This is a genomic window from Neoaquamicrobium sediminum (assembly GCF_040970315.1).
GTDB lineage: Bacteria > Pseudomonadota > Alphaproteobacteria > Rhizobiales > Rhizobiaceae > Aerobium > Aerobium sediminum.
This window is the reverse complement of the sequence record NZ_JAZHFV010000006.1, coordinates 307,228-326,532: the sequence shown is the minus strand read 5'-3', so window position 1 is coordinate 326,532 and position 19,305 is coordinate 307,228. Positions and strand designations below refer to the sequence as shown.

General features: G+C 65.9%; 10 protein-coding genes and 1 pseudogene. 7 read left to right on the top strand and 4 right to left on the bottom strand.

The annotated features are described in order from the left end of the window. Positions 1-26 precede the first annotated feature (26 nt). On the bottom strand, positions 27-1,964 hold the full coding sequence (dnaG, locus tag V1479_RS18325; protein WP_368804209.1) for a DNA primase: 1,938 nt from the start codon (positions 1,962-1,964) through the stop codon (positions 27-29). Between the two features lie 335 nt (positions 1,965-2,299). On the opposite strand from dnaG, the gene V1479_RS18320 reads away from it, so the two are divergent. The 5 genes and pseudogenes from V1479_RS18320 (at position 2,300) to V1479_RS18300 (ending at position 12,864) form a co-directional block, all read left to right on the top strand. Next, positions 2,300-8,086: an Ig-like domain repeat protein gene (locus tag V1479_RS18320; RefSeq protein WP_368804208.1), complete on the top strand. Its 5,787-nt coding sequence runs from the start codon at positions 2,300-2,302 to the stop codon at positions 8,084-8,086. Between the two features lie 184 nt (positions 8,087-8,270). Next, complete coding sequence (locus V1479_RS18315) at positions 8,271-10,625, top strand: EAL domain-containing protein (protein WP_368804207.1); 2,355 nt, start codon at positions 8,271-8,273, stop codon at positions 10,623-10,625. 152 nt (positions 10,626-10,777) lie between these two features. Next, a complete protein-coding gene (locus V1479_RS18310; RefSeq protein ID WP_368804206.1) occupies positions 10,778-12,442 on the top strand; it encodes a Na/Pi cotransporter family protein in 1,665 nt (554 codons plus the stop codon). Positions 12,443-12,447: 5 nt separating this feature from the next. Further along, a pseudogene (locus tag V1479_RS18305) lies at positions 12,448-12,630 on the top strand (hypothetical protein); the annotation flags it as partial. 15 nt (positions 12,631-12,645) lie between these two features. Further along, positions 12,646-12,864, top strand: a complete 219-nt coding sequence (locus tag V1479_RS18300; protein ID WP_368804205.1) for an ACT domain-containing protein — start codon at positions 12,646-12,648, stop codon at positions 12,862-12,864. 117 nt (positions 12,865-12,981) lie between these two features. Here the strand turns inward: V1479_RS18300 and V1479_RS18295 are convergent, their stop codons facing one another. Further along, positions 12,982-16,161, bottom strand: a complete 3,180-nt coding sequence (locus V1479_RS18295) for a bifunctional cytochrome P450/NADPH--P450 reductase (RefSeq protein WP_368804204.1) — start codon at positions 16,159-16,161, stop codon at positions 12,982-12,984. A gap of 93 nt (positions 16,162-16,254) precedes the next feature. Between V1479_RS18295 and V1479_RS18290 the strand changes: the two genes are divergently transcribed. Next, positions 16,255-16,869, top strand: a complete 615-nt coding sequence (locus V1479_RS18290) for a TetR/AcrR family transcriptional regulator (protein ID WP_368804203.1) — start codon at positions 16,255-16,257, stop codon at positions 16,867-16,869. Between the two features lie 29 nt (positions 16,870-16,898). Here the strand turns inward: V1479_RS18290 and V1479_RS18285 are convergent, their stop codons facing one another. Beyond that, positions 16,899-17,348: a GatB/YqeY domain-containing protein gene (locus V1479_RS18285; RefSeq protein WP_368804202.1), complete on the bottom strand. Its 450-nt coding sequence runs from the start codon at positions 17,346-17,348 to the stop codon at positions 16,899-16,901. Positions 17,349-17,536: 188 nt separating this feature from the next. Here V1479_RS18285 and carA point away from each other — a divergent pair, with 188 nt between their 5' ends. Beyond that, on the top strand, positions 17,537-18,757 hold the full coding sequence (carA, locus tag V1479_RS18280) for a glutamine-hydrolyzing carbamoyl-phosphate synthase small subunit (protein ID WP_368804201.1): 1,221 nt from the start codon (positions 17,537-17,539) through the stop codon (positions 18,755-18,757). Between the two features lie 6 nt (positions 18,758-18,763). Here the strand turns inward: carA and V1479_RS18275 are convergent, their stop codons facing one another. After that, positions 18,764-19,267, bottom strand: coding sequence for a DUF2937 family protein (locus V1479_RS18275; RefSeq protein ID WP_368804200.1), 504 nt, complete (start codon positions 19,265-19,267; stop codon positions 18,764-18,766). Between the last annotated feature and the right edge of the window lie 38 nt (positions 19,268-19,305).

Below are 19,305 nucleotides of genomic sequence, written 5' to 3'. Positions count from 1 at the left end.
GCCATGGTCGCAGCGAAGACCAGCCGCTACACCCGCCCGGACGAAACCCCGAACCCCTCGATCAGCGCTTCCAGCCGTTCCAGATTGGCGATGTCGGCGCTGATGGCGTTCAGCACGTGCAGCAGGTGCTGGCATGACTGCTCTTCGCCGCCCTCCACCGCTTCCGCGAGTGCGGCTTCCACGCTCGAGCGCTGCTCGCGCAATTCGCGGGTGCGCGAATGAAGTGCGGCAAGCTGGCCGAAGGCTTCCCGCACGTCGTCGAGTGCGGCATCTTCCAGCGCCGGCCAAAGGCGCGCCCGGCGCACCAGCGCGACGGCGTTATCCCACGTGCCGCTCAGCCCGGCCTGTTCCAGCGCGCCGACAAGCGTCGACCGCTCGTGCGCCGCGCCGTGGGCCAGCGCGTCGAGCAGTGCGGCATGCAGCCGCTTGAGGTCGGGGTGCTGCAGGTTCATATGCTCGAACGCATCGAAATAATCGTCGAGCAATGTCGGGTGGTTGACCATCGCCACCAGCATCGCCGTGTCACGCAGCGGCAGAGGCCCTCCGCTGCTGCGAACGAGTGCCGACCGCGCGAGGCTGTCGCTCACCGCCAGCCGGCCCGAAGCCTGCCCCGGCCGCCCGCGCCCTGCACCGTAGCCGCCGCGCTCCTGCCCGCCGAAGCGGTTGTCGCGCCCGCGATTGCTTCCGAAGAAGGCCTGCACGCGCTCGCGCATATCCTGCTGGTAGTGCCGCCGCACGCTTTCGTCGCGGATGCGGCTGGTGAGATCGCGCAGTGTCCGTTCTAGCTCGGCGCGGCGTTCAGGTGTGTCGAACACGCCGCCGGACGTCTCGCGCAGCCACAGCAGTTCCGCCAGCGGCCGGGCCTGCGCCAGCACCTCGCGAAACGCTTCCGGCCCGCCGGCCTTCACCAGATCGTCAGGGTCCTGCCCCTCCGGCAGAAGCGCGAAGCGCAACGTCCGCCCCGCCTGCACCAGCGGCAGCGCCAGTTCGGCCGCCCTGTGCGCCGCCTTCAGCCCGGCCTGGTCGCCGTCGAAACACAACACCGGCTCGCCGGTCATGCGCCACAACAGCTCTAGCTGGTTTTCGGTCAACGCCGTGCCGAGCGGCGCGACCGCGTTTTCGATGCCGGCCTGCGCCAGCGCGATCACGTCCATGTAGCCCTCGACGGCGATCACCGTGCCGGCCTTCACCTGTGCCTTGCGGGCGCGGGCGAAATTGTAGAGCACATTGCCCTTGTGGAAGAGCTCGGTATCGTTCGAGTTCAGGTACTTCGCCGGTACGTCGGCCGAAAGCGCTCGCCCGCCGAACGCGATCACCTTGCCGCGGCTGTCTTCGATCGGAAACATCACCCGGTCGCGGAACCGGTCGTATGAAACGGGGATATCCGGTCCGTGCACCACCAGCCCGCACGCCTCGATCTGCTCCCTGCTCGCGCCTTTGCCGGCCAGAAACTCCTTCAGCGCGTTACGGCTGTCGGGGGCATAGCCCATCCGGAAGGCCTGCTGCGTTACCGACGAGAGGCCGCGCTCGCGCAGATAGGCGCGCGCCTTCGCGCCGCTGGCGGACTGTAGCTGTTCCTGGAAGAACTTCGTCGCCAGCTCCATCACGTCGGTCAGCGTGGTGCGCTCGCGCTCCCGTCGTTCGGCCTGCTCGTCGCGTGCCGGCATCGGCACACCGGCCATCTCCGCCACCCGCTCGACCGCCTCGGGAAAGCTCATGCCGTCCAGCTCGGTCAGGAAGCGGAAATGGTCGCCCGATACCCCGCAACCGAAGCAGTGATAGCGGCCTTTCTTGTCCTCGCAGTGAAACGATGGCGACTTCTCGCCATGAAACGGACAGCAGGCCCAGTAGTCGCCGCGCTGGGCATTCGTCTTGCGCCGGTCCCACGTCACGCGAGCGCCGATCACCGATGAAATCGGCACACGGTCGCGTATCTCGTCGAGGAATGAGGGCGAAAAGCGCATCGGCGGAACTCTTTTATCACCCCATATAGGCGAGCCCGCCCCGCAAAGCGACACGCCGCACGCCGCCTTGCCCGGTATTCACAGCCGACCGGCAACCGTCTTCTGCTCTAGCCGCGTCGCTGCGACCATTGCGCGTGCCTCGAAATAGTTTCGCGCGCGTACCTTGACTCACCTACCCTCGGGTCAATACTGCTTCTGCTGCTCAAATAATCGGCATTTTGTGCGCCGGGCACAAGAATACCGAACGCGGGGGGCAGCTAATGCTACGTCTGGTACGCGGCGCGTTTAGACGCGCTTTGTCAGTTTTCTTTCAGAGTATTTCGACCCTGGCGAACTTGCCGGTCCGCGCGATTCGTGCCGGCCTGCCGGTTGTACTTGCCCTGGTCGGCTTCGCCTTCGCCGCGCCCGCAGCTTACGCCCAGGTCATCACGATCAGCGCAAACCCCTCGAGCTACAACAGCCAAGGTCAGATCATCACCTTCACCTACGAGCTGTCGAACCCGACAGCCTTCACGATCACGAGCATCGACACGATCACCCCGAGCAATCCTGATCCCGCCAATGGCCCCGGAGTATCGGCAAGCTGTCCCGCAATTCCCGGTGGCACGCTTGAGCCGAACGAGACCATGACATGCAGCGGCACCTACGCGATCACCTCGGCCAACATGTCGAGCGGGAATCTCTCGCACACCATCACGATGAGCGGCCAGCGCATCGGCGGCGGCTGGAACGCCAACAGCAACTTCTTCTCCATGTCGCAGCAGGGCGGCGGGCCGACCATCACCACCGTTCAGTCGCAGGTCAATCCAACGACCGCGGGGGCCAACGCCACCTTCAACGCGTCCGTCAGTTCGATGGGCTGTAATTCCGGCCTGGCGCCTTCCGGTACGATGACATTCACGATCGGGTCGGTGACGTCGGGGGCAATCACGGTCGTGCCGCCGAGCGGCATTTCGCCAAGCGCAAATGCCTCGTTCAGCACCACCGCGCTCCCGGTCGGCTCCCATCCGGTCAGCGCGCAGTTCACCCCGTCTGGCTCCGACAATTGCGCGGCCAGCAGTGGCACCGGCGCCAATCATGTTGTGAAGAGCGACACGACCACGCAGATTGCCTCAAGTCTCAACCCGTCCACGGGCGGAACCAGCGTCACCTTTACCGCCACGGTCACGGCCACTTCCGGCGGCGGCACGCCGACCGGCAATGTCACCTTCACAATAGACGGCGCGCCGCAGACCCCGGTCGCGGTCAACGGCAGCGGACAGGCCACGCTCACCACCAGTTCGCTTGCGGTCGGCACACGGTCGATCGGCGCAACCTACAACGGCGACACCGTCCACAATTCGTCGAGCGCCGCGCCTCTCAGCCAGACCGTCAACCAGGTCGCCACGACCACGGTTCTCGCCTCAAGCGCCAATCCCTCGAACGTCGGAGCCGCGGTCACCTTCACGGCCACCGTTGCGCCGGTTTCCGGCAGCGGCACACCGACCGGCACCGTGACCTTCACGATAGACGGCGCGCCGCAGACGCCGATCCCGGTCAACGGCAGCGGGCAGGCCGCACTCACCACCAGTTCGCTTGCGGTCGGTCCACATACGATCGGTGCAAGCTACAGCGGCGACGCCAACAACATCTCGTCGACGGCAACCGCCCTCACCCAGACCGTCAACCAGATCGCCACGACCACGGTCATCGCTTCAAGCGCCAACCCGTCCAGTGTAGGCGCCTCGGTCACCTTCACGGCCACCGTCACACCGAATTCCGGCGGCGGCACGCCAACCGGCACCGTGACCTTCACCATCGACGGCACACCGCAGACACCGATCCCGGTCAACGGCAGCGGACAGGCGACGATCTCCACCAGTGCGCTTGCGGTCGGCCCCCATACGATCGGTGCAAGCTACAGCGGCGACACCAACAACGTTTCATCGACGGCGACCGCCCTCACCCAGACCGTCAACCAGATCGCCACAACCACTGCGCTCGTTTCGAGTATTAATCCGTCAAATGTCGGAACATCGGTCACCTTCACGGCCACGGTGACGGCCAATTCCGGTGGCGGCACGCCGACCGGCACCGTCACCTTCACCATAGACGGCGCGCCGCAGGCTCCGGTGGCGCTCAACGGCAGTGGACAGGCGACATTTTCGACCGCGGCGCTCGTACCGGGCGGCCGCACGATCGGCGCGTCATATTCCGGCGACGTCAACTATGTAGCCTCCAGCAACTCCCTGGCGCAGACCGTCAATCAGATCGCAACCACCACCGCCCTCGCATCGAGCGCCAACCCGTCGAATGTCGGGGACTCGGTCACCTTCACGGCCACGGTGGCGGCCGTTTCCGGCGGTGGCACGCCCACGGGCACCGTCACCTTCACGGTCGATGGCGCGCCGCAGGCTCCGGTGGCGCTCAACGGCAGTGGACAGGGGACATTTTCGACCGCAGCGCTCGTACCGGGCGGCCGCACGATCGGCGCCTCATATTCCGGCGACGTCAACTACGTCGCTTCGAACGATTCCCTGACGCAGACCGTCAACCAGATCGCCACAACCACTGCGCTCGCATCCAGTGCGAATCCCTCCTCTGTCGGCGATTCAGTGACATTTACGGCCACGGTGACAGCCAACTCCGGCGGCGGCACACCCACCGGCACCGTCACGTTTACCGTTGATGGCGCACCCCAGGCGCCGGTGGCGCTGAACGGCAGTGGCCAGGCCAGCTTCTCCACCGCCGGTCTTGCAATCGGCTCGAGGTCGATCGGCGCTTCATATTCCGGCGATACCAACTATGTCGCCTCCAACGACGCGCTGACGCAAACGGTCAACCAGATCGGCACGACGGTCTCGCTGGCCTCCAGCCAGAACCCGTCCAGTTTGGGCGACAGCGTTACCTTCACCGCGACGGTCGCAGCCACGACCGGCGGCAGTACGCCAACCGGCACGGTCACGTTCTCGGTCGACGGCACACCGCAGGCACCGGTGCCGCTCGACGGCAGCGGCCAGGCGAGCTTCTCCACCGCCGCTCTTGCGCCTGGGGCCCACGCCATCGCTGCTGACTATTCGGGCGATACCAATTACGTCGCCTCGAACACCTCGCTGACGCAGACCGTCGACCAGATCGGCACCACGACCTCGCTTGCGTCCAGCCTCAACCCCTCCGCTCCCGGTGACAGTGTGACCTTCACCGCAACCGTGGTTGCTGCATCCGGCGGCGGCACGCCCACCGGCACGATCACCTTCACCGTCGACGGCACCCCGCAGACCCCTGTGACGCTCGACGGCAGCGGCCAGGCAAGCCTGACGACCGCTGCGCTGGCGTCAGGCGCCCATACGATCGCCGCCGACTATTCCGGCGACACCGACTACGTTGCATCTACCGCCTCGCTGATACAGACGGTCAACCAGATCGGCACCACGACCGCACTCGCCTCGAGTCTCAATCCGTCCAACGGAGGCGACAGCGTCACCTTCACCGCCATGGTCACGGCTGTATCCGGCGGCGGCACGCCGACCGGCACCGTCACCTTTACAGTCGACGGAACCGCACAGGCCCCGGTCACGCTCGACGGTAGCGGCCAGGCCACCTTCACGACCGCGTCGCTCGCTCCCGGCAGCAAGACCATCGAGGCAGCCTATTCCGGCGATACCACCTACACGGGCTCGACCGACACGCTGACGCAGACCGTCGAACAGATCGCAACCACAACCGCGTTGGCATCCAGCCAGAACCCGTCCAACGGCGGCGACAGCGTCACTTTCGTCGCAACGGTCGCGGCGGCATCCGGCGGCGGCACACCTACGGGCACCGTCACCTTCACCGTCGACGGCGTCGCGCAGGCTCCGGTAGCTCTCGACGGCAACGGCCAGGCCAGCTTCGCCACCGACGCGCTCGCGCCGGGCAACCGCACCATAGAGGCTGCCTATTCCGGCGACGCAGCCTACACCGCCTCCAGCGATGCCCTCACCCAGACCGTCGACCAGATCGGCACGACGACGGCGCTGACATCCAGCCAGAATCCGTCCAACGGCGGCGACAGCGTCACCTTCAACGCAACGGTCGCAGCGGCATCCGGCGGCGGCACACCCACGGGCACCGTCACCTTCACCGTCGACGGCGTCGCGCAGGCTCCGGTAGCTCTGGACGGCAACGGCCAGGCCAACTTCGCCACCGACGCGCTCGCGCCGGGCAACCGCACCATCGAGGCTGCCTATTCCGGCGACGCCGCTTACACCGCCTCCAGCGATACCCTCACCCAGACCGTCGACCAGATCGGAACGACAACAGCGCTCGTTTCGAGTGCCAATCCGTCCACTGTCGGCGAGACCGTAACATTCACGGCAACGATCGCTGCGGCATCGGGCGGCGGCACGCCGACTGGCACCGTCACCTTCTCCATCGACGGAACGGCGCAAGCCCCGGTCGCGCTAGACGCGAGCGGACAGGCGAGCGTATCGACGACGACGCTGTCGCCGGGCTCGCGGCAGGTCGAGGCTGCATACGGGGGCGATACGACCTACCTCGCCTCGTCGGATACCCTGTCGCAGACCGTCAATCAGGTGGCGACGACCACCGTCGTCACTTCCAGCAGCAACCCATCGAATCTCGGCGAGAGCGTCAGCTTCACCGCAACGGTCGCACCGGTGACCGGCAGTGGCACGCCCACAGGCACGGTCACCTTCACGATCGACGGGACGGCGCAGCCCGCTGTCGCGCTCTCCGGCGGCACGGCGGTGCTGACAACCAATGCACTGTCCGGAGGCGACCACACGATCGTGGCAACCTACAATGGCGGCAGCGGCTACTCGGGCAGCACATCACCGTCGCTGCTCCAGCGCGTGCGCGCACTAGGAACCGTCGTCATCCGCCAGACCGTCAGCGGAACGGACAGCACTTTCGACTTCTCGTCCGCCACACCGGAACTCAATCTGTCGATCGCCACCGCAAACGGCTCCGGACAAAGCGGCCCGATAGGGCTCATGGCCGGCAGCTATGTCGTCACCGCCGGTGATCGACGTGTCGAGGGTTATGCGCTCGTGGGCATCGCGTGCGACGACGGTGACAGCGCGGGCAATATCGAGGCCCGCACCGCTACCATCAACCTCACCGCCGGCGAAACGGTCACCTGCACGTTCAATTCGCTCAGCTCCGCCGACAAGGCGACTCAGATGATCGGCGAGTTCCTCGAGGCCCGCGGCGCACTCATCCTCTCGCACCAGACCGACATGCAGCGCCGCATCGACCGTCTCAACGGCACCGCTCCCTCCATGGGCAATCCGGTCTCGATGCTTTCGGCCTATCTCCCGGGCATTGTCGACGGCGGTGTGCTGTCGATGTCCACCAGCCTCGCGCAGGTGGACAGGCTGGCCGGCAAGGAAAAGCAGTCGCGTTTCGACATATGGTTCGAGGGCACCTATGGTCGGTTCGACGGCGACAGCGCTGACGGCAAGTTCGCCGTCGCCTCTGTCGGCGCGGACTATCTGGTCAACCGCAACCTGCTGGTCGGCGCCTTCTTCCAGGTCGATCATCTCAGCCAGTCCCCGCTGGCGGACGGCAGCTTCGTGCGCGGCACCGGCTGGCTTGCCGGCCCGTATGTCACCGCAAGGCTTTCCGAGCATCTGTTCCTCGATGTGGTGGGCGCGGCCGGCACGTCGCAGAACACCATCAACCCGCTCGGCACCTTCACCGACGACTTCGACGCGCGCCGCTGGCTCGCAAGCGCGCAATTGAGCGGCCAGTGGACCCACGGCGCATGGACCTTTGCACCTCGCGCGGGCCTTTCCTGGTTCGGCGAGCGCACGAAGGCCTATGTCGACAGCCTGGGCGTGACCGTTCCGTCGGTCGACTATAGCGTCGGCCAGTTCGCGTTCGGACCCGGTGTCTCCTATCGTCACCTGACGGAGAGCGGATACGTGATAGAGCCGAAGCTGCGCCTTGAAGGCGTTGCCGAGTTCCGCAACGAGGCGTCGGGTGGGCGCAGCGAAGATTTCCACGCACGCATCCAGGCCGGCACCGACATCAGAACGCCGGGCGGCGCCTCGCTGGGGCTGACCTTCACTTACTCCGGCATCGGCGGCGATACCCGAAGCTACAGCGGTAAGATCGGCGTCTCAGTCCCGCTGAACTAGAGTATTTCTCGTCTCTTCCGTTGCGGACGAAAAGCCTCCTGCGTCACCGGCCTGCCATCCGAGCAGGCCGGTGACGCAGAGTTCGGTCAAAAGCCCGACGGCCATTTAAGCGTTTCTCAACAAGCTTCAGCTAATCCAGCCAAGTACTTCTGGTGACTCATCTTCTGGGTTGGGGCTTGTCTGCATGCTGACCGTCTACAATTGCATCGTCGAAGACCATGACGTGCGGCTCGTGCTGCTCGCCGCGATCATCTGCGCCATATCCTCGCTGACCGCGGTTTCACTTCTTGATCACGTCAAGAAGGCGACAGGGCGCGTGCATCTGGCATGGACGGCCCTTACCGCCTGCTCGATCGGCTTCGGCATCTGGGCCACCCATTTCGTGGCCATGCTCGCTTTTGCGCCTTCCCTGCCGGCGGCCTACGATATGCCGCTGACGCTTCTGTCGCTTGGGGCGGCCGTTCTGATAACGGGCCTCGGCATCTATCTTGCGACCATCAGGGAGAACATTGACCACCACCTCGTCGGTGGATCGATCATCGGCGGCGGCATCGCCGCCATGCATTTCATCGGCATGGCAGCCTTCGAGGTCGAGGGCGTGCTCATGTGGGACCAGCGCTACGTCGCCGTATCCCTCGTCGCCGCCGTCATCTTCGGTGCATGCGCGATCCGCGCGGCACTCGCCATGTCCGGACGCTGGAGCAAGCCGGTCGCCGCGCTCGTTCTCACGCTCGCGATCTGCAGCCTGCACTTCATCGCCATGGCTGCCGTCTCCATCCGGCCCGACGCTTCCGTGACGATTGCGCCGTCGGCCGTTCCTGCGACCTGGCTTGCCGTTGCGGTGGCCGTCGCCGCGCTCGTCATCCTTCTGCTTTCGGCGGTGGCCCTGTGGGTTGACCTGCGCGACCTGCGCCGCTCGGATGTCGAGAGAAAACACCTGCTCGATCTCGCCAATGCAGCGATCGAGGGGCTGGTCGTCTGCCAGGCCGGCACCGTCGTCACGGCCAACGCCAGCTTCCTCACCCTTTCGGGCCTCGCCCTGTCGGATGTGATCGGGGTCGACTTCGACCGCTTGATCATGCGTCAGGCAACCAAGACGCCCGAAGACGAGACGCTGCTGCTGCGTGCCGACGGCAAGCGGCTGCCGGTCGAGGTGCTGGCGCGCACCATGAGCTACAACGGCGTCCCGCATACCGTCTACGCGGTGCGCGATCTGCGCGAACGCAAAAAGGCCGAGGCCGACATCCGCCATCTGGCCTTGCATGATGCGTTGACCGGCCTGCCCAACCGCCGTGCCTTCAACGAGCGGCTGGAGCAGGAGATCGCCACCCACGGCGCTGACGACGGCCGCCAGCTGGCGCTGCTGTGCCTCGATCTCGACCGCTTCAAGGAAATCAACGACCTCTTCGGCCATGCAGCCGGCGATGCCATGTTGCAGCGCGTTGCGCAGTCCATGGCCGGCGTGCTTGGAAGCGACCAGATGTTTGCGCGTCTTGGTGGCGACGAGTTTGCCATCATCGCGCCCGGCGTCGAGGGCTGTCACGAAGCCAGCCGCCTCGCCGAGGCGGTCCTCGAGGCCTTCCGTGTAGAAAATCGTGACGCGGCCAGCGACGGGGTCATCTCCACAAGCATCGGCATTGCGCTCTGCCCGTCCGATGCCACCGACGCCGAGACGCTGGTCGGTCAGGCCGACACCGCGCTCTACCGCGCCAAGGCAGACGGCCGGGACACGTTCCGCTTCTACGAAAAGCAGATGGGCCAGGAAGTGCGCATGCGCAGGCTGATGGAGCATGAGCTGCGCCACGCGGTGTCGCGCAACGAATTCAGCCTCGTCTACCAGCCGCAGAAGAAGCTCGACACCGGCGAGACGATCGGCTTCGAAGCGCTGCTTCGCTGGCACCATCCCGAGAGAGGCAGCATCTCGCCGGCCGTATTCGTGCCCGTCGCGGAGGACAGCGGCGCGATTGTCCCGATCGGCGAGTGGGTCCTGGAAACGGCCTGTAACGACGCGGCCGGGTGGGACAGCCACGTCACTGTCGCCGTGAACGTCTCGGCAGTGCAGCTTCACAGCCCTGAATTTGCGCACAAGGTCCACGAGATCCTGCTCAGGACCGGCCTTCCTCCGCGGCGGCTCGAGATCGAGATCACCGAGACGGCCCTCGTTCGCGACATGAACCGCGCCCTGGCCACGCTGCGCCAGCTCAAGACGCTGGGCGTGATGGTGGCGATGGACGATTTCGGCACCGGCTATTCGTCCCTTTCGAACCTGCGGGCGTTCCCATTCGACAAGATCAAGATCGATGGTTCCTTCGTGCGCTCTGTCGACACCAACAGGCAGGCGGCCACCATCGTCAAGGCGGTGCTGGGCATCGGGCGCGGTCTCGGCCTGCCTGTGCTGGCCGAAGGCGTGGAGACCACCGAGGAGCTGAAATTCCTCGCAAGCGAGTTTTGTCAGATCGGCCAGGGTTATCTCCTCGGACGTCCGGCGCCGCTGTCATCCATGAAGGATGACAAGGTAGCAACGCCCTCCGCCGCCTAGACCAGAGCACTTGTGCATCGTCGGAAATAGGCCATTTAAAGTTTATTCGGCTAAGCTATAATTGTCGGAACCAAAACGCTTTCCGGTGATTTGCAGGCCATGGCCTCACATGTGAACCAAGCCGGCCGCGCCCGCCGCGCGGCCAACTCGCGATGACGGGCTCCGTCGTCCTCATCCATCTCGCAGGCGCCGTTGCGCTGCTGTTGTGGGCCACACGCATGGTCCGCACCGGCGTCGAACGCGCCTATGGCGACGTCCTGCGCCGCAAGCTGCGCGGCACGTTGCGCAATCCGCTGCTCGCCGTCGCAGCCGGCGGTGCCCTGGCGATTGCATTCCAGAGCGCAACCGCCGTCTCCCTGCTGGTCGGCTCCTTCGCCGGGTCCGGTATCGTTACGGGTGCGGCAGGCCTGGTCGCCGTGCTCGGCGCGGATCTGGGCTCCGCCTTCGTCGTCAAGCTCCTGTCTTTCGATCTGCCACTGCTCGTGCCGATCGCGCTCTTCGTCGGCACGACGATCTTTCTGGCCACCGAGCGCCGCGCATGGCGCCAGTTCGGGCGCATCCTGGTCGGCGTCGGCCTGCTGATCCTGTCGCTGCGCCTCATCGGCGAAGCCTCCGAGCCCCTGCGTGAGAGCGGCATCCTGCCGGTTGTCGTCAACTACCTCGCAGCCGACCCCGTCACCGCGTTCCTGATCGCGGCCGTCGCAACCTGGCTCTTCCATTCCAGCGTCGCGTTCATCCTGCTCATCGTCGCGCTGGCCGCGCGCGGCCTCGTGCCAGCCGAGCTCGGCATCGTCATGGTGCTCGGCGCAAACCTCGGCGGCGGGCTGATCGCGGCGATGCTGTCGCGTACCATGTCGCCGCCCAGCCGCGTCGTGCCCCTCGGCAATCTCGCGATCCGGGCCATCGGCGCGTTGCTGGCATTGGCCGGCATTGTCTGGCTGCACCCGCCGCTGGAACTGCTGGGCGCGAGCGTGCCGTTGCAGATCGTCCACGCTCACATTGTCTTCAACGTGGCGCTCGTGATTGCGGGCATTCCGTTTGCTGGCCTCGTCGCCCGCACGATCGAGCGGCTGCTCGCCTATGCCGCGCCGCCGGTTCCGGTCTCGTTCGAGGACAAGGATACGAACGCGCTCGATCCCGAAGCGCTGGGCACACCGTCGCGCGCGCTCGCCAACGTAACCCGTGCCGTCGTCGGCGTATGCGAGACCATCGAGGTGATGTTGAAGAACATCATGGAGCTCTACGAGGAGCCCGATCGTGCGCGCATGGCGGCGCTTGCCGCGCTCGACGACCGGGTGGACCGCAGGCACGCGGCGATCAAGCTCTATTTGGCGCGCATCACCACCGGCCAGATGAATGACGACGAAGCCCGGCGTACGCAGGAGCTTCTTGGCGCCTGCGTGAAGCTGGAGCAGGTCGGCGACATCATCGTGCGCAACATGCTGGTCCATGTCGGCAAGAAGCTCGACCGTGGCCTGAACTTCACGCCGGAAGGCTGGCGCGAATTGTTGAACCTGCATGCGGCGGTGGTTGCCAATGCCCGCCTCGCCTTCAACGTCCTGATCTCACGCGACACCGAAACCGCGCTGCAGCTCGTGCGCGAGAAGGACCGGCTGCGCGATGTCGAGCGCGCGACCAGCCGCAGCCACTTCGAGCGTCTGCGCGAAGGAACGCCGCGCAGCGTGGAGACGAGCTCGCTGCACCTCGACACGATCCGCGACCTGAAGCAGATTAACTCCCTGCTCGCCTCCATCGCCTATCCTGTGCTCGAGGAGCGCGGCATGCTGGGCGGCACCCGGCTCAAGGCGGCGGAGTAGAGCGCATAGACCCGGTCGGTAAGAAGCGGAACGCTCCGTCTCGTTCAATCAAGCTGCGCGTCGTTCCAGGCATCTACGGTCTGGCCCGGCTCGCCGGCGACGCCCCCATCCCGGACTGGGCCAATGGTCCCGGCTTTTCAGCGGTAGTCCGCGCCGACGACGAGCTTACCATCGTCTGCCCGCAGGACCGGATACCGGATCAGGTGGACGCAGACCGCAACTGGCGCTGCTTTCGCAGTCTCGGCCCGTTCGCGTTCGATGCGACCGGAATCGTGCTCTCGCTGATTCAACCCCTGTCCACGCAGGGCGTCGGCGTCTTCGTCGTCTGCACCTTCGACGGGGAACATATCCTCGTTCTCGACCGCGACTGGGACAAATCGCGGGCTTTGCTTGAGCGCGCCGGCCATGTCTTTGTGGAGTGAGGATCAAGGCCCTGCCCGCCTCAATCGCCAATCCGGGGTTGGAGGGGGGCGGCATGCTGGGCGCTGCCCGGTTGAAGGCGGCGGAATGGCCGCCGCCTCCCTCCAAGCCGTCCTCGTTCAGGCGAAAACGTCCGCCACATAGCGCCCGTGGTCCCGCTCCACCGTGTCGGCCCAGTCTTCCGCCTGCGCCTCGCTTGCGCCCGAAGCCTCGCGGTAGATGCGGATCAGCGTTTCGCGAACGGCGGGCGCCATGTGCCTGCCGTCGCCGCAGACGAAGACCGTAGCGTCCTGCCGGAAGAGCGCCTCCACGCGCTGCCGCTCCGTCCAGACCCGATGCTGCACGAACGTGACCTCGCCGTCAGGCTGTTCCGAAAACGCCGGCAGCACGGTGACGACCCCGTCCCTCTCCCAGCCCGACAGCTCGTCGCGATAGAGATAGTCGACATCGGCGTGGTTGGTGCCGAAGAACAGCAGCGCAGGGCCGACCTCCTGCCCGCCGGCCTTCTGCGCCGCGCGCTCCTGCAGGAAGCCGCGGAACGGCGCAAGTCCGGAGCCGGCGCAGATCATCACCATCGGCTTTGCCGGGTCTGCCGGCGGGTGGAAGCGCGCATTGGAGGGCCGAACCGCGATCGAAACGCGGTCGCCCGCTTGCAGCGATGCGAGGTAGGACGACGCCACGCCCCGGTACTGGCCGGCGCCCGAGAGAGCCGGCGCATCGACCACAGCGATCGTCAGCGTCACATGATCCGGCTTCCACAGTGGCGACGACGAGATCGAGTACTGCCGCGCCTTCATCGGCGGCAGCATCTGTAGATAGGTCTCGAACGTGACGGGGCACGACTGGAACCGGTCGAGCAGGTCGATGACGCTGCACCGCCGGCCAAGGACGTCTGCGTCGTACCCGCCACCGGCAAGTCGCTCCAGCTCCGCCTTCTCCGGCGGGCAACGCGTTGCGGCGGCAAGGGCCCCGACCTGCGCCCGCGTTGCAGGCTGCGACAGTTCCACATAGTTCGACAGAAGCTCCGCGCAGCTCACGGGGTGGCCTACCGGCAGACCTGACGCACCCTGCGCACGGTTGATGACGACCATCGTATCCGCCGCCAGCCCGAACCGGCGCAGAACGCGATCGACGGCGGCCTCGAGGTTGCGCGCCAGGACGGCCAGATAGTCGCCCGCGCGGTAGGTCATGCCTTCCGGCAACCTGAATTCGATATGCCGCTTCGAGCGCGCGCCGGGCGCCGTCATGTCGACCAGCTCCCGGTTTTCGGTGACGACGCCCTGTTCGAGGTCGCCCAGCCGCAGCGCACTTTCGCGCCCGCCCTTCACGAATTCGAGTTCGAGCGTGGCGGCTGGCTCCGCGACCGCGATTGTCCGCCCGAATGCCTCGCCCAGCGCCGGCCACAGCCCCGCATACCAGCTATCGAAGCTGCCGAAGAAGTCGCCGCCAGAATCTGCTTCGCCGCGCTCGCCGGCCCGCTTTGCGCCCGCCTTTTCAAGTGCGGCATCCACCCGCTTGGGGATCGCCTGATAGGTGCGCGCCCACTGGCGGTTGCCGCAACCGAAGACGGCGAAGGTGAGCCCTTCCAGCGACCCCGCCTTCAGGTCTTCCACCGAAGCGACGAACTGGCGTGCATTGTCCGGCGGCTGGCCTTCGTAGGATGCGGTCACAACCACCAGCGCTCCTTCAGCCGGCAGGTTGTTGGCATAGTCGTCCATGGGCGCGACGACGGCGTCGAACCCGTTGGCGGCCGCGTCCGCCGCGATCCTGCCGGCAAACGCCTCGGACGAGCCGGTGTTGCTCCCGTAGAGCACCAGCAGCCGGGTCGCGGCTTCGCCCTCCGGCAGCGAAACCTTTGCCGGAGCCGCAAGCGGCTTTTGCGGCGTGGTCAGCGGCTTGCCGCGCGTCAGCGTCTGAGACGAGCGGCGCGCTTTGGCGCGGATCTTCAGGTTGTCCGGCTTGATCGTCAGCGTCTCGTGAATCTTGAGTTGGTAGGCCGGGTCGTCGAAGACGAAGTCGAACCGCTGCAGCATCATCGCAAGCACAAGCTGCGCTTCCTGCATGGCGAATGGACGGCCGATGCAGGCGCGCTTGCCGGTGCCGAAGGGTTTCCACGCGTTCGGCGGAAGCCGCTCTGCACTTTCCGGCGCGAAGCGCTCGGGGCGGAATGCTTCCGCGTCCTCGCCCCACACCGCCGGATCGCGATGCAGCATCGGCTCCAGGATCATCACGGTATCGCGTGTCGTCAGGTTGTATTTGCCCGCAAGGACGGTGTCTTCCAGCGGCTTGACCGCAAAGGCGGCGGCGGTCGGCCAGATACGCAGGCTCTCCATCAGCACCTGCTCGATGTAGCGAAGCTGTGCCAGATGTTCGACGCGGGGCACCTCGTCGCCCAGCACCTCGTCGACCACGGCGCGCGCCTTCTGCAGCACCTCGGGGTTTTTCAGAAGCAGATAGGTCGCGAACGAAAGCAGCCCGCTCGTCGTCTCGTGCCCGGCGATCAGGAACGTGATCATCTGATAGGCGATGTTTTCTTCCGAGAGCTTTTCGCCCGTTTCCGGGTCGACACCGTTGAGCATGCGGCTGAGAAGATCGTCCTTTTCAGCCCCCTTCGGATCGCTCTTGCGTTCCGCGATCAGGTCCTGCGCGACGCCGCGAAGCAGGTCGGAATCGGCCTGGTACTGACGCGCCGTGGAAAGCATCAGGTTGCTGACCAGCTTTGGCCGGCGCACCCTTTGGCCGGATTCAGCCAGCGCTCCCACCATCGCCCCCACGAACGGGTGCATCTCATTCTGGTAGAAGCTGTTGAAGCGATAGTCGAAAGCGCACAGCGCGATCGTGTCAAGCGTCAGCCGCGTCATGTTGTCGGGCACGTCGATCACCGCGTCGGGGCCGAACCGCTCCCACCGCACGAACATCTGGTCGGCGATGTCGAGCATCTTGTCGAACATCGAGCGCACGCCGATCGGCCCGAATGCCGGCATCAGGATGCGATGCGCCTTGCCCCAGTTCGGCTCTTCGCTATGGGCGGTAAACAGCCCGTCGCCGGCAAAGGCGCGGATTTCCTCCAGCGGCGCGTGCACGCGCTTGTTGAAACGCGTCTCGTCGCACAGCTCGTTCACGAGTTCCTGCGAACTCGCCACATACATCTCGCGATCGAGGATCTTCAGCTTGAAGAAGGGGCCGTACGTCCTGGCAAGCCCCATGAGGCTTTGGACCGGGTTCTGCGCGTCCAGCTCTGTCAGGTTGCCGATGATCGGCTTCAGCGGCGGTTGCGGTACATGGTTCGTTGCGGGCATGAAAGCACCTCTGGAAAAAGCCGGGGCTTGACGGTCAGCCGGCAGACAACTAAATTACAAATGTAAAATAGTAAGCAGGCAGGGGCTTGTAAAGTGGCGGATGTCAAAAACAGAAAATCGCGGGAAGACGACCCCCGTTACAGACGCAGCCTCTCGGCGATCCTCGACGCGGTCACCGGCCTCGTCGAGGCGCATTCGCTTGCTGAAATCTCGATAACGCGGGTCGTTGAGGCCGCCGGCGTCACCCGCCCCACCTTTTACCAGCACTTCGCCGACGTGCCGGCTGCGGCAAGGGTGGCCGGCCTTGCAAGACTGGAGGCGGCATTCCCGCCGCCCGAGCCGCTGTCCGATCTGGGGACGCTGACGCCGCAAGCCTTGCGCACGCATATCGTCGGCCACGTCGAGCCGGTTCTGCGTCACCTTTGCGAGCACCGCGTCTTCTATCTGCGCATCCTCGACGGTGCGGGAAACGTCGCCTTCTTCGAGGAGATCGTATCCTTCGTCTCCGGTCGCATGTTGCCGGACGTCTTCGAGATCGCCGCGCGGGAGGGAGGGGCCGAGACCGACGACCTCATCGCCGTCACCGCGGGCGGCGTCATGTGGCTGACCATCCGCTGGCTTCGGGGCGAACCGGCGCCCGAAAACGCCGAGCAGATGGCCCATCGCATAGCGGGCCTCACGCCCGCCATGGTCGCACGGATCGGTTAAGAGGACGAAGCCTGCCGACGCGTTCCAGCCTAGGCCAGCAATTCCTTGACGAAGGCGCTGGCGCGCGAAAAGTCGACCCGGCCCGGATAACGCTCTTTCAGCACGGCCATCACCGCGCCCATGTCGCGCAGGCTGGCCGCCCCCGTCTCGGCGATCACGTCCGCGCAGATGCGCCGCAGCTCGTCCTCGCCGATCTGTCTCGGCAGGAATTCCTTGACGATCTCGATCTCGGCGCGCTCCGCGGCCGCCAGTTCAGGGCGCCCGCCATCGGCGAACGCCTTGGCCGATTCCTCGCGCTGCTTGACCATCTTGGTCAGGATCTGGAGAATCTCGTCATCGCTGACCCGCTCCTTGCCGACGCCGCGATTGGCGATGTCCCTGTCCTGGATCGCAGCAGTGATCAGCCGCAGCGTCGCGACGCGGATCCTGTCCTGGCTTTTCTGCGCATCCCTCAATGCCTGGGCGATTGTGTCGCGCATGACTGTTCCTTTGTTTCGCCGGCGTGCGTTGCCGATCATTGACCGCGCCAAGGCCTTCGCCTATGGACCGGACCATACTATCTATAACGCGGCGAAGGCCAGAAGGTCCCCGCCAGGCTGCAGTCTGCGCGATATGTCCCGCCGACGGGATGATTGCAAGCGCGGTCTCTCAGGAACGGAGAACGGCGATGGTCGACAAGAACGACGCGAGCACGAGCGCGCCCTGGGCGCAGACGAAGCCCACCGCACTTCTGGTGCTCGCCGACGGCACGGTGATCGAAGGCTTCGGACTGGGCGCGACCGGCCACGTCGTTGCCGAGGTCTGCTTCAACACCGCGCTCACCGGCTACCAGGAAATCCTCACCGATCCGTCCTATGCCGGCCAGATCGTCACCTTTACCTTCCCGCATATCGGCAATATCGGCGCCAATGGCGAGGACATCGAGGACCTGAACCCGGCTGCGCGCGCCGGCGCCGTCGGCGCGGTCTTCAAGGCCGACATCACCGCACCGTCGAACTACCGCTCCGCCGAAGGCCTGAATGACTGGCTCAAGCGGCGCGGCATCATCGCCATGAGCGGCATCGACACGCGGGCGCTCACCGCCCTGATCCGCGAAAAGGGCGCGCCCAACGCCGTCATCGCCCACGCGCCGGACGGCAATTTCGACGTCGCGGCCCTCACGAAGGAAGCGCAGGCCTGGTCCGGCCTCGTCGGCCTCGATCTGGCAAAGGATGTCACCTCCGGCCAGTCCTCGGTGTGGAACGAGACGCCCTGGGAGTGGAACAAGGGTTATGGCGAGACGGCCGGCGAGCCCGCCATGCACATCGTCGCCATCGACTACGGCGTGAAGCGCAACATCCTGCGCCTTCTGGCGGGTCTCGGCGCCAAGGTCACCGTGGTGCCCGCAAAGACCCAGGCCGAGGACATTCTGGCGATGAAGCCGGACGGCATCTTCCTGTCCAACGGCCCCGGCGATCCGGCCGCCACCGGTGACTATGCCGTGCCCGTCATCAAGGAGCTTCTGGAAGCCGACCTGCCGATCTTCGGCATCTGCCTCGGCCATCAGATGCTGGCGCTCGCCGTTGGCGGCAAGACGGTCAAGATGCACCAGGGTCACCACGGCGCGAACCACCCGGTGAAGGACCACACCACCGGCAAGGTCGAGATCGTATCGATGAATCACGGCTTCGCGGTGGATTCGAAGTCCCTTCCGGAAGGCGTTGAAGAGACTCACATTTCGCTGTTCGACAATTCCAACTGCGGCATCGCGCTTGCCGGCAAGCCGGTCTTCTCCGTGCAGCATCACCCGGAAGCCTCGCCGGGCCCGCAGGATTCGCACTACCTCTTCCGCCGCTTCGCCAACCTCATCCGCGCCCGCAAGGGCGAACCCGCACTCGCCGAGCGCTAGTCTGGCCTACCTGGCCCCGGCACGCCGTCGCCTGCGGCCGAAACCCAGCAGGCGCGCGATCGCCATCGTCACCAGCGCGCCGATCCCGAACCCGGCTGCCGCCCATGCCAGCCCGTGCGGCGTGATCGGCAGCGCCGGCTCGAAGTCGCGCCACGCGCCCTGCACGAGCCTTTCGTCGTATCCGCGAGTCAGCGCCAGCGGCCGCGCGATCGGCGGCATCGCGCCCATGCGCTCCACCTGCTCGGCAAGGCTTTCATAGCGCGCCACCGCCTCGCGCATGCTGATGCCACGGTCGCGGAAGAACGTCTCCGCGGATTCGCTGTACAGCGCCAGCGCTTCCTCGCGGCTCAGCCCGCTGCGCGCTGCGTCCTCGTCGAAGCGCGCGACCACGGCCTGCATCTCCTCGATCGCGCCGCCCAGCCGCTGCCTGTACTGTTGCGCGAACTCCGGTGCCTGGCCGGCCGCAAGCGCCACGGCGATCCCGCCCGCCATGACTGCCGTTCTGCGCATGATCGCCACCAGCCTTCCTCCCGCTATCCTGCCGCCGC

Coding starts and splice junctions, on each gene's coding strand:
- V1479_RS18310 (WP_368804206.1), top strand. CDS start 10,778: ATGACGGGCTCCGTCGTCCTCATCCATCTCGCAGGCGCCGTTGCGCTG.
- V1479_RS18275 (WP_368804200.1), bottom strand. CDS start 19,267: ATGCGCAGAACGGCAGTCATGGCGGGCGGGATCGCCGTGGCGCTTGCG.
- V1479_RS18315 (WP_368804207.1), top strand. CDS start 8,271: ATGCTGACCGTCTACAATTGCATCGTCGAAGACCATGACGTGCGGCTC.
- carA (WP_368804201.1), top strand. CDS start 17,537: ATGGTCGACAAGAACGACGCGAGCACGAGCGCGCCCTGGGCGCAGACG.
- V1479_RS18285 (WP_368804202.1), bottom strand. CDS start 17,348: ATGCGCGACACAATCGCCCAGGCATTGAGGGATGCGCAGAAAAGCCAG.
- dnaG (WP_368804209.1), bottom strand. CDS start 1,964: ATGCGCTTTTCGCCCTCATTCCTCGACGAGATACGCGACCGTGTGCCG.
- V1479_RS18295 (WP_368804204.1), bottom strand. CDS start 16,161: ATGCCCGCAACGAACCATGTACCGCAACCGCCGCTGAAGCCGATCATC.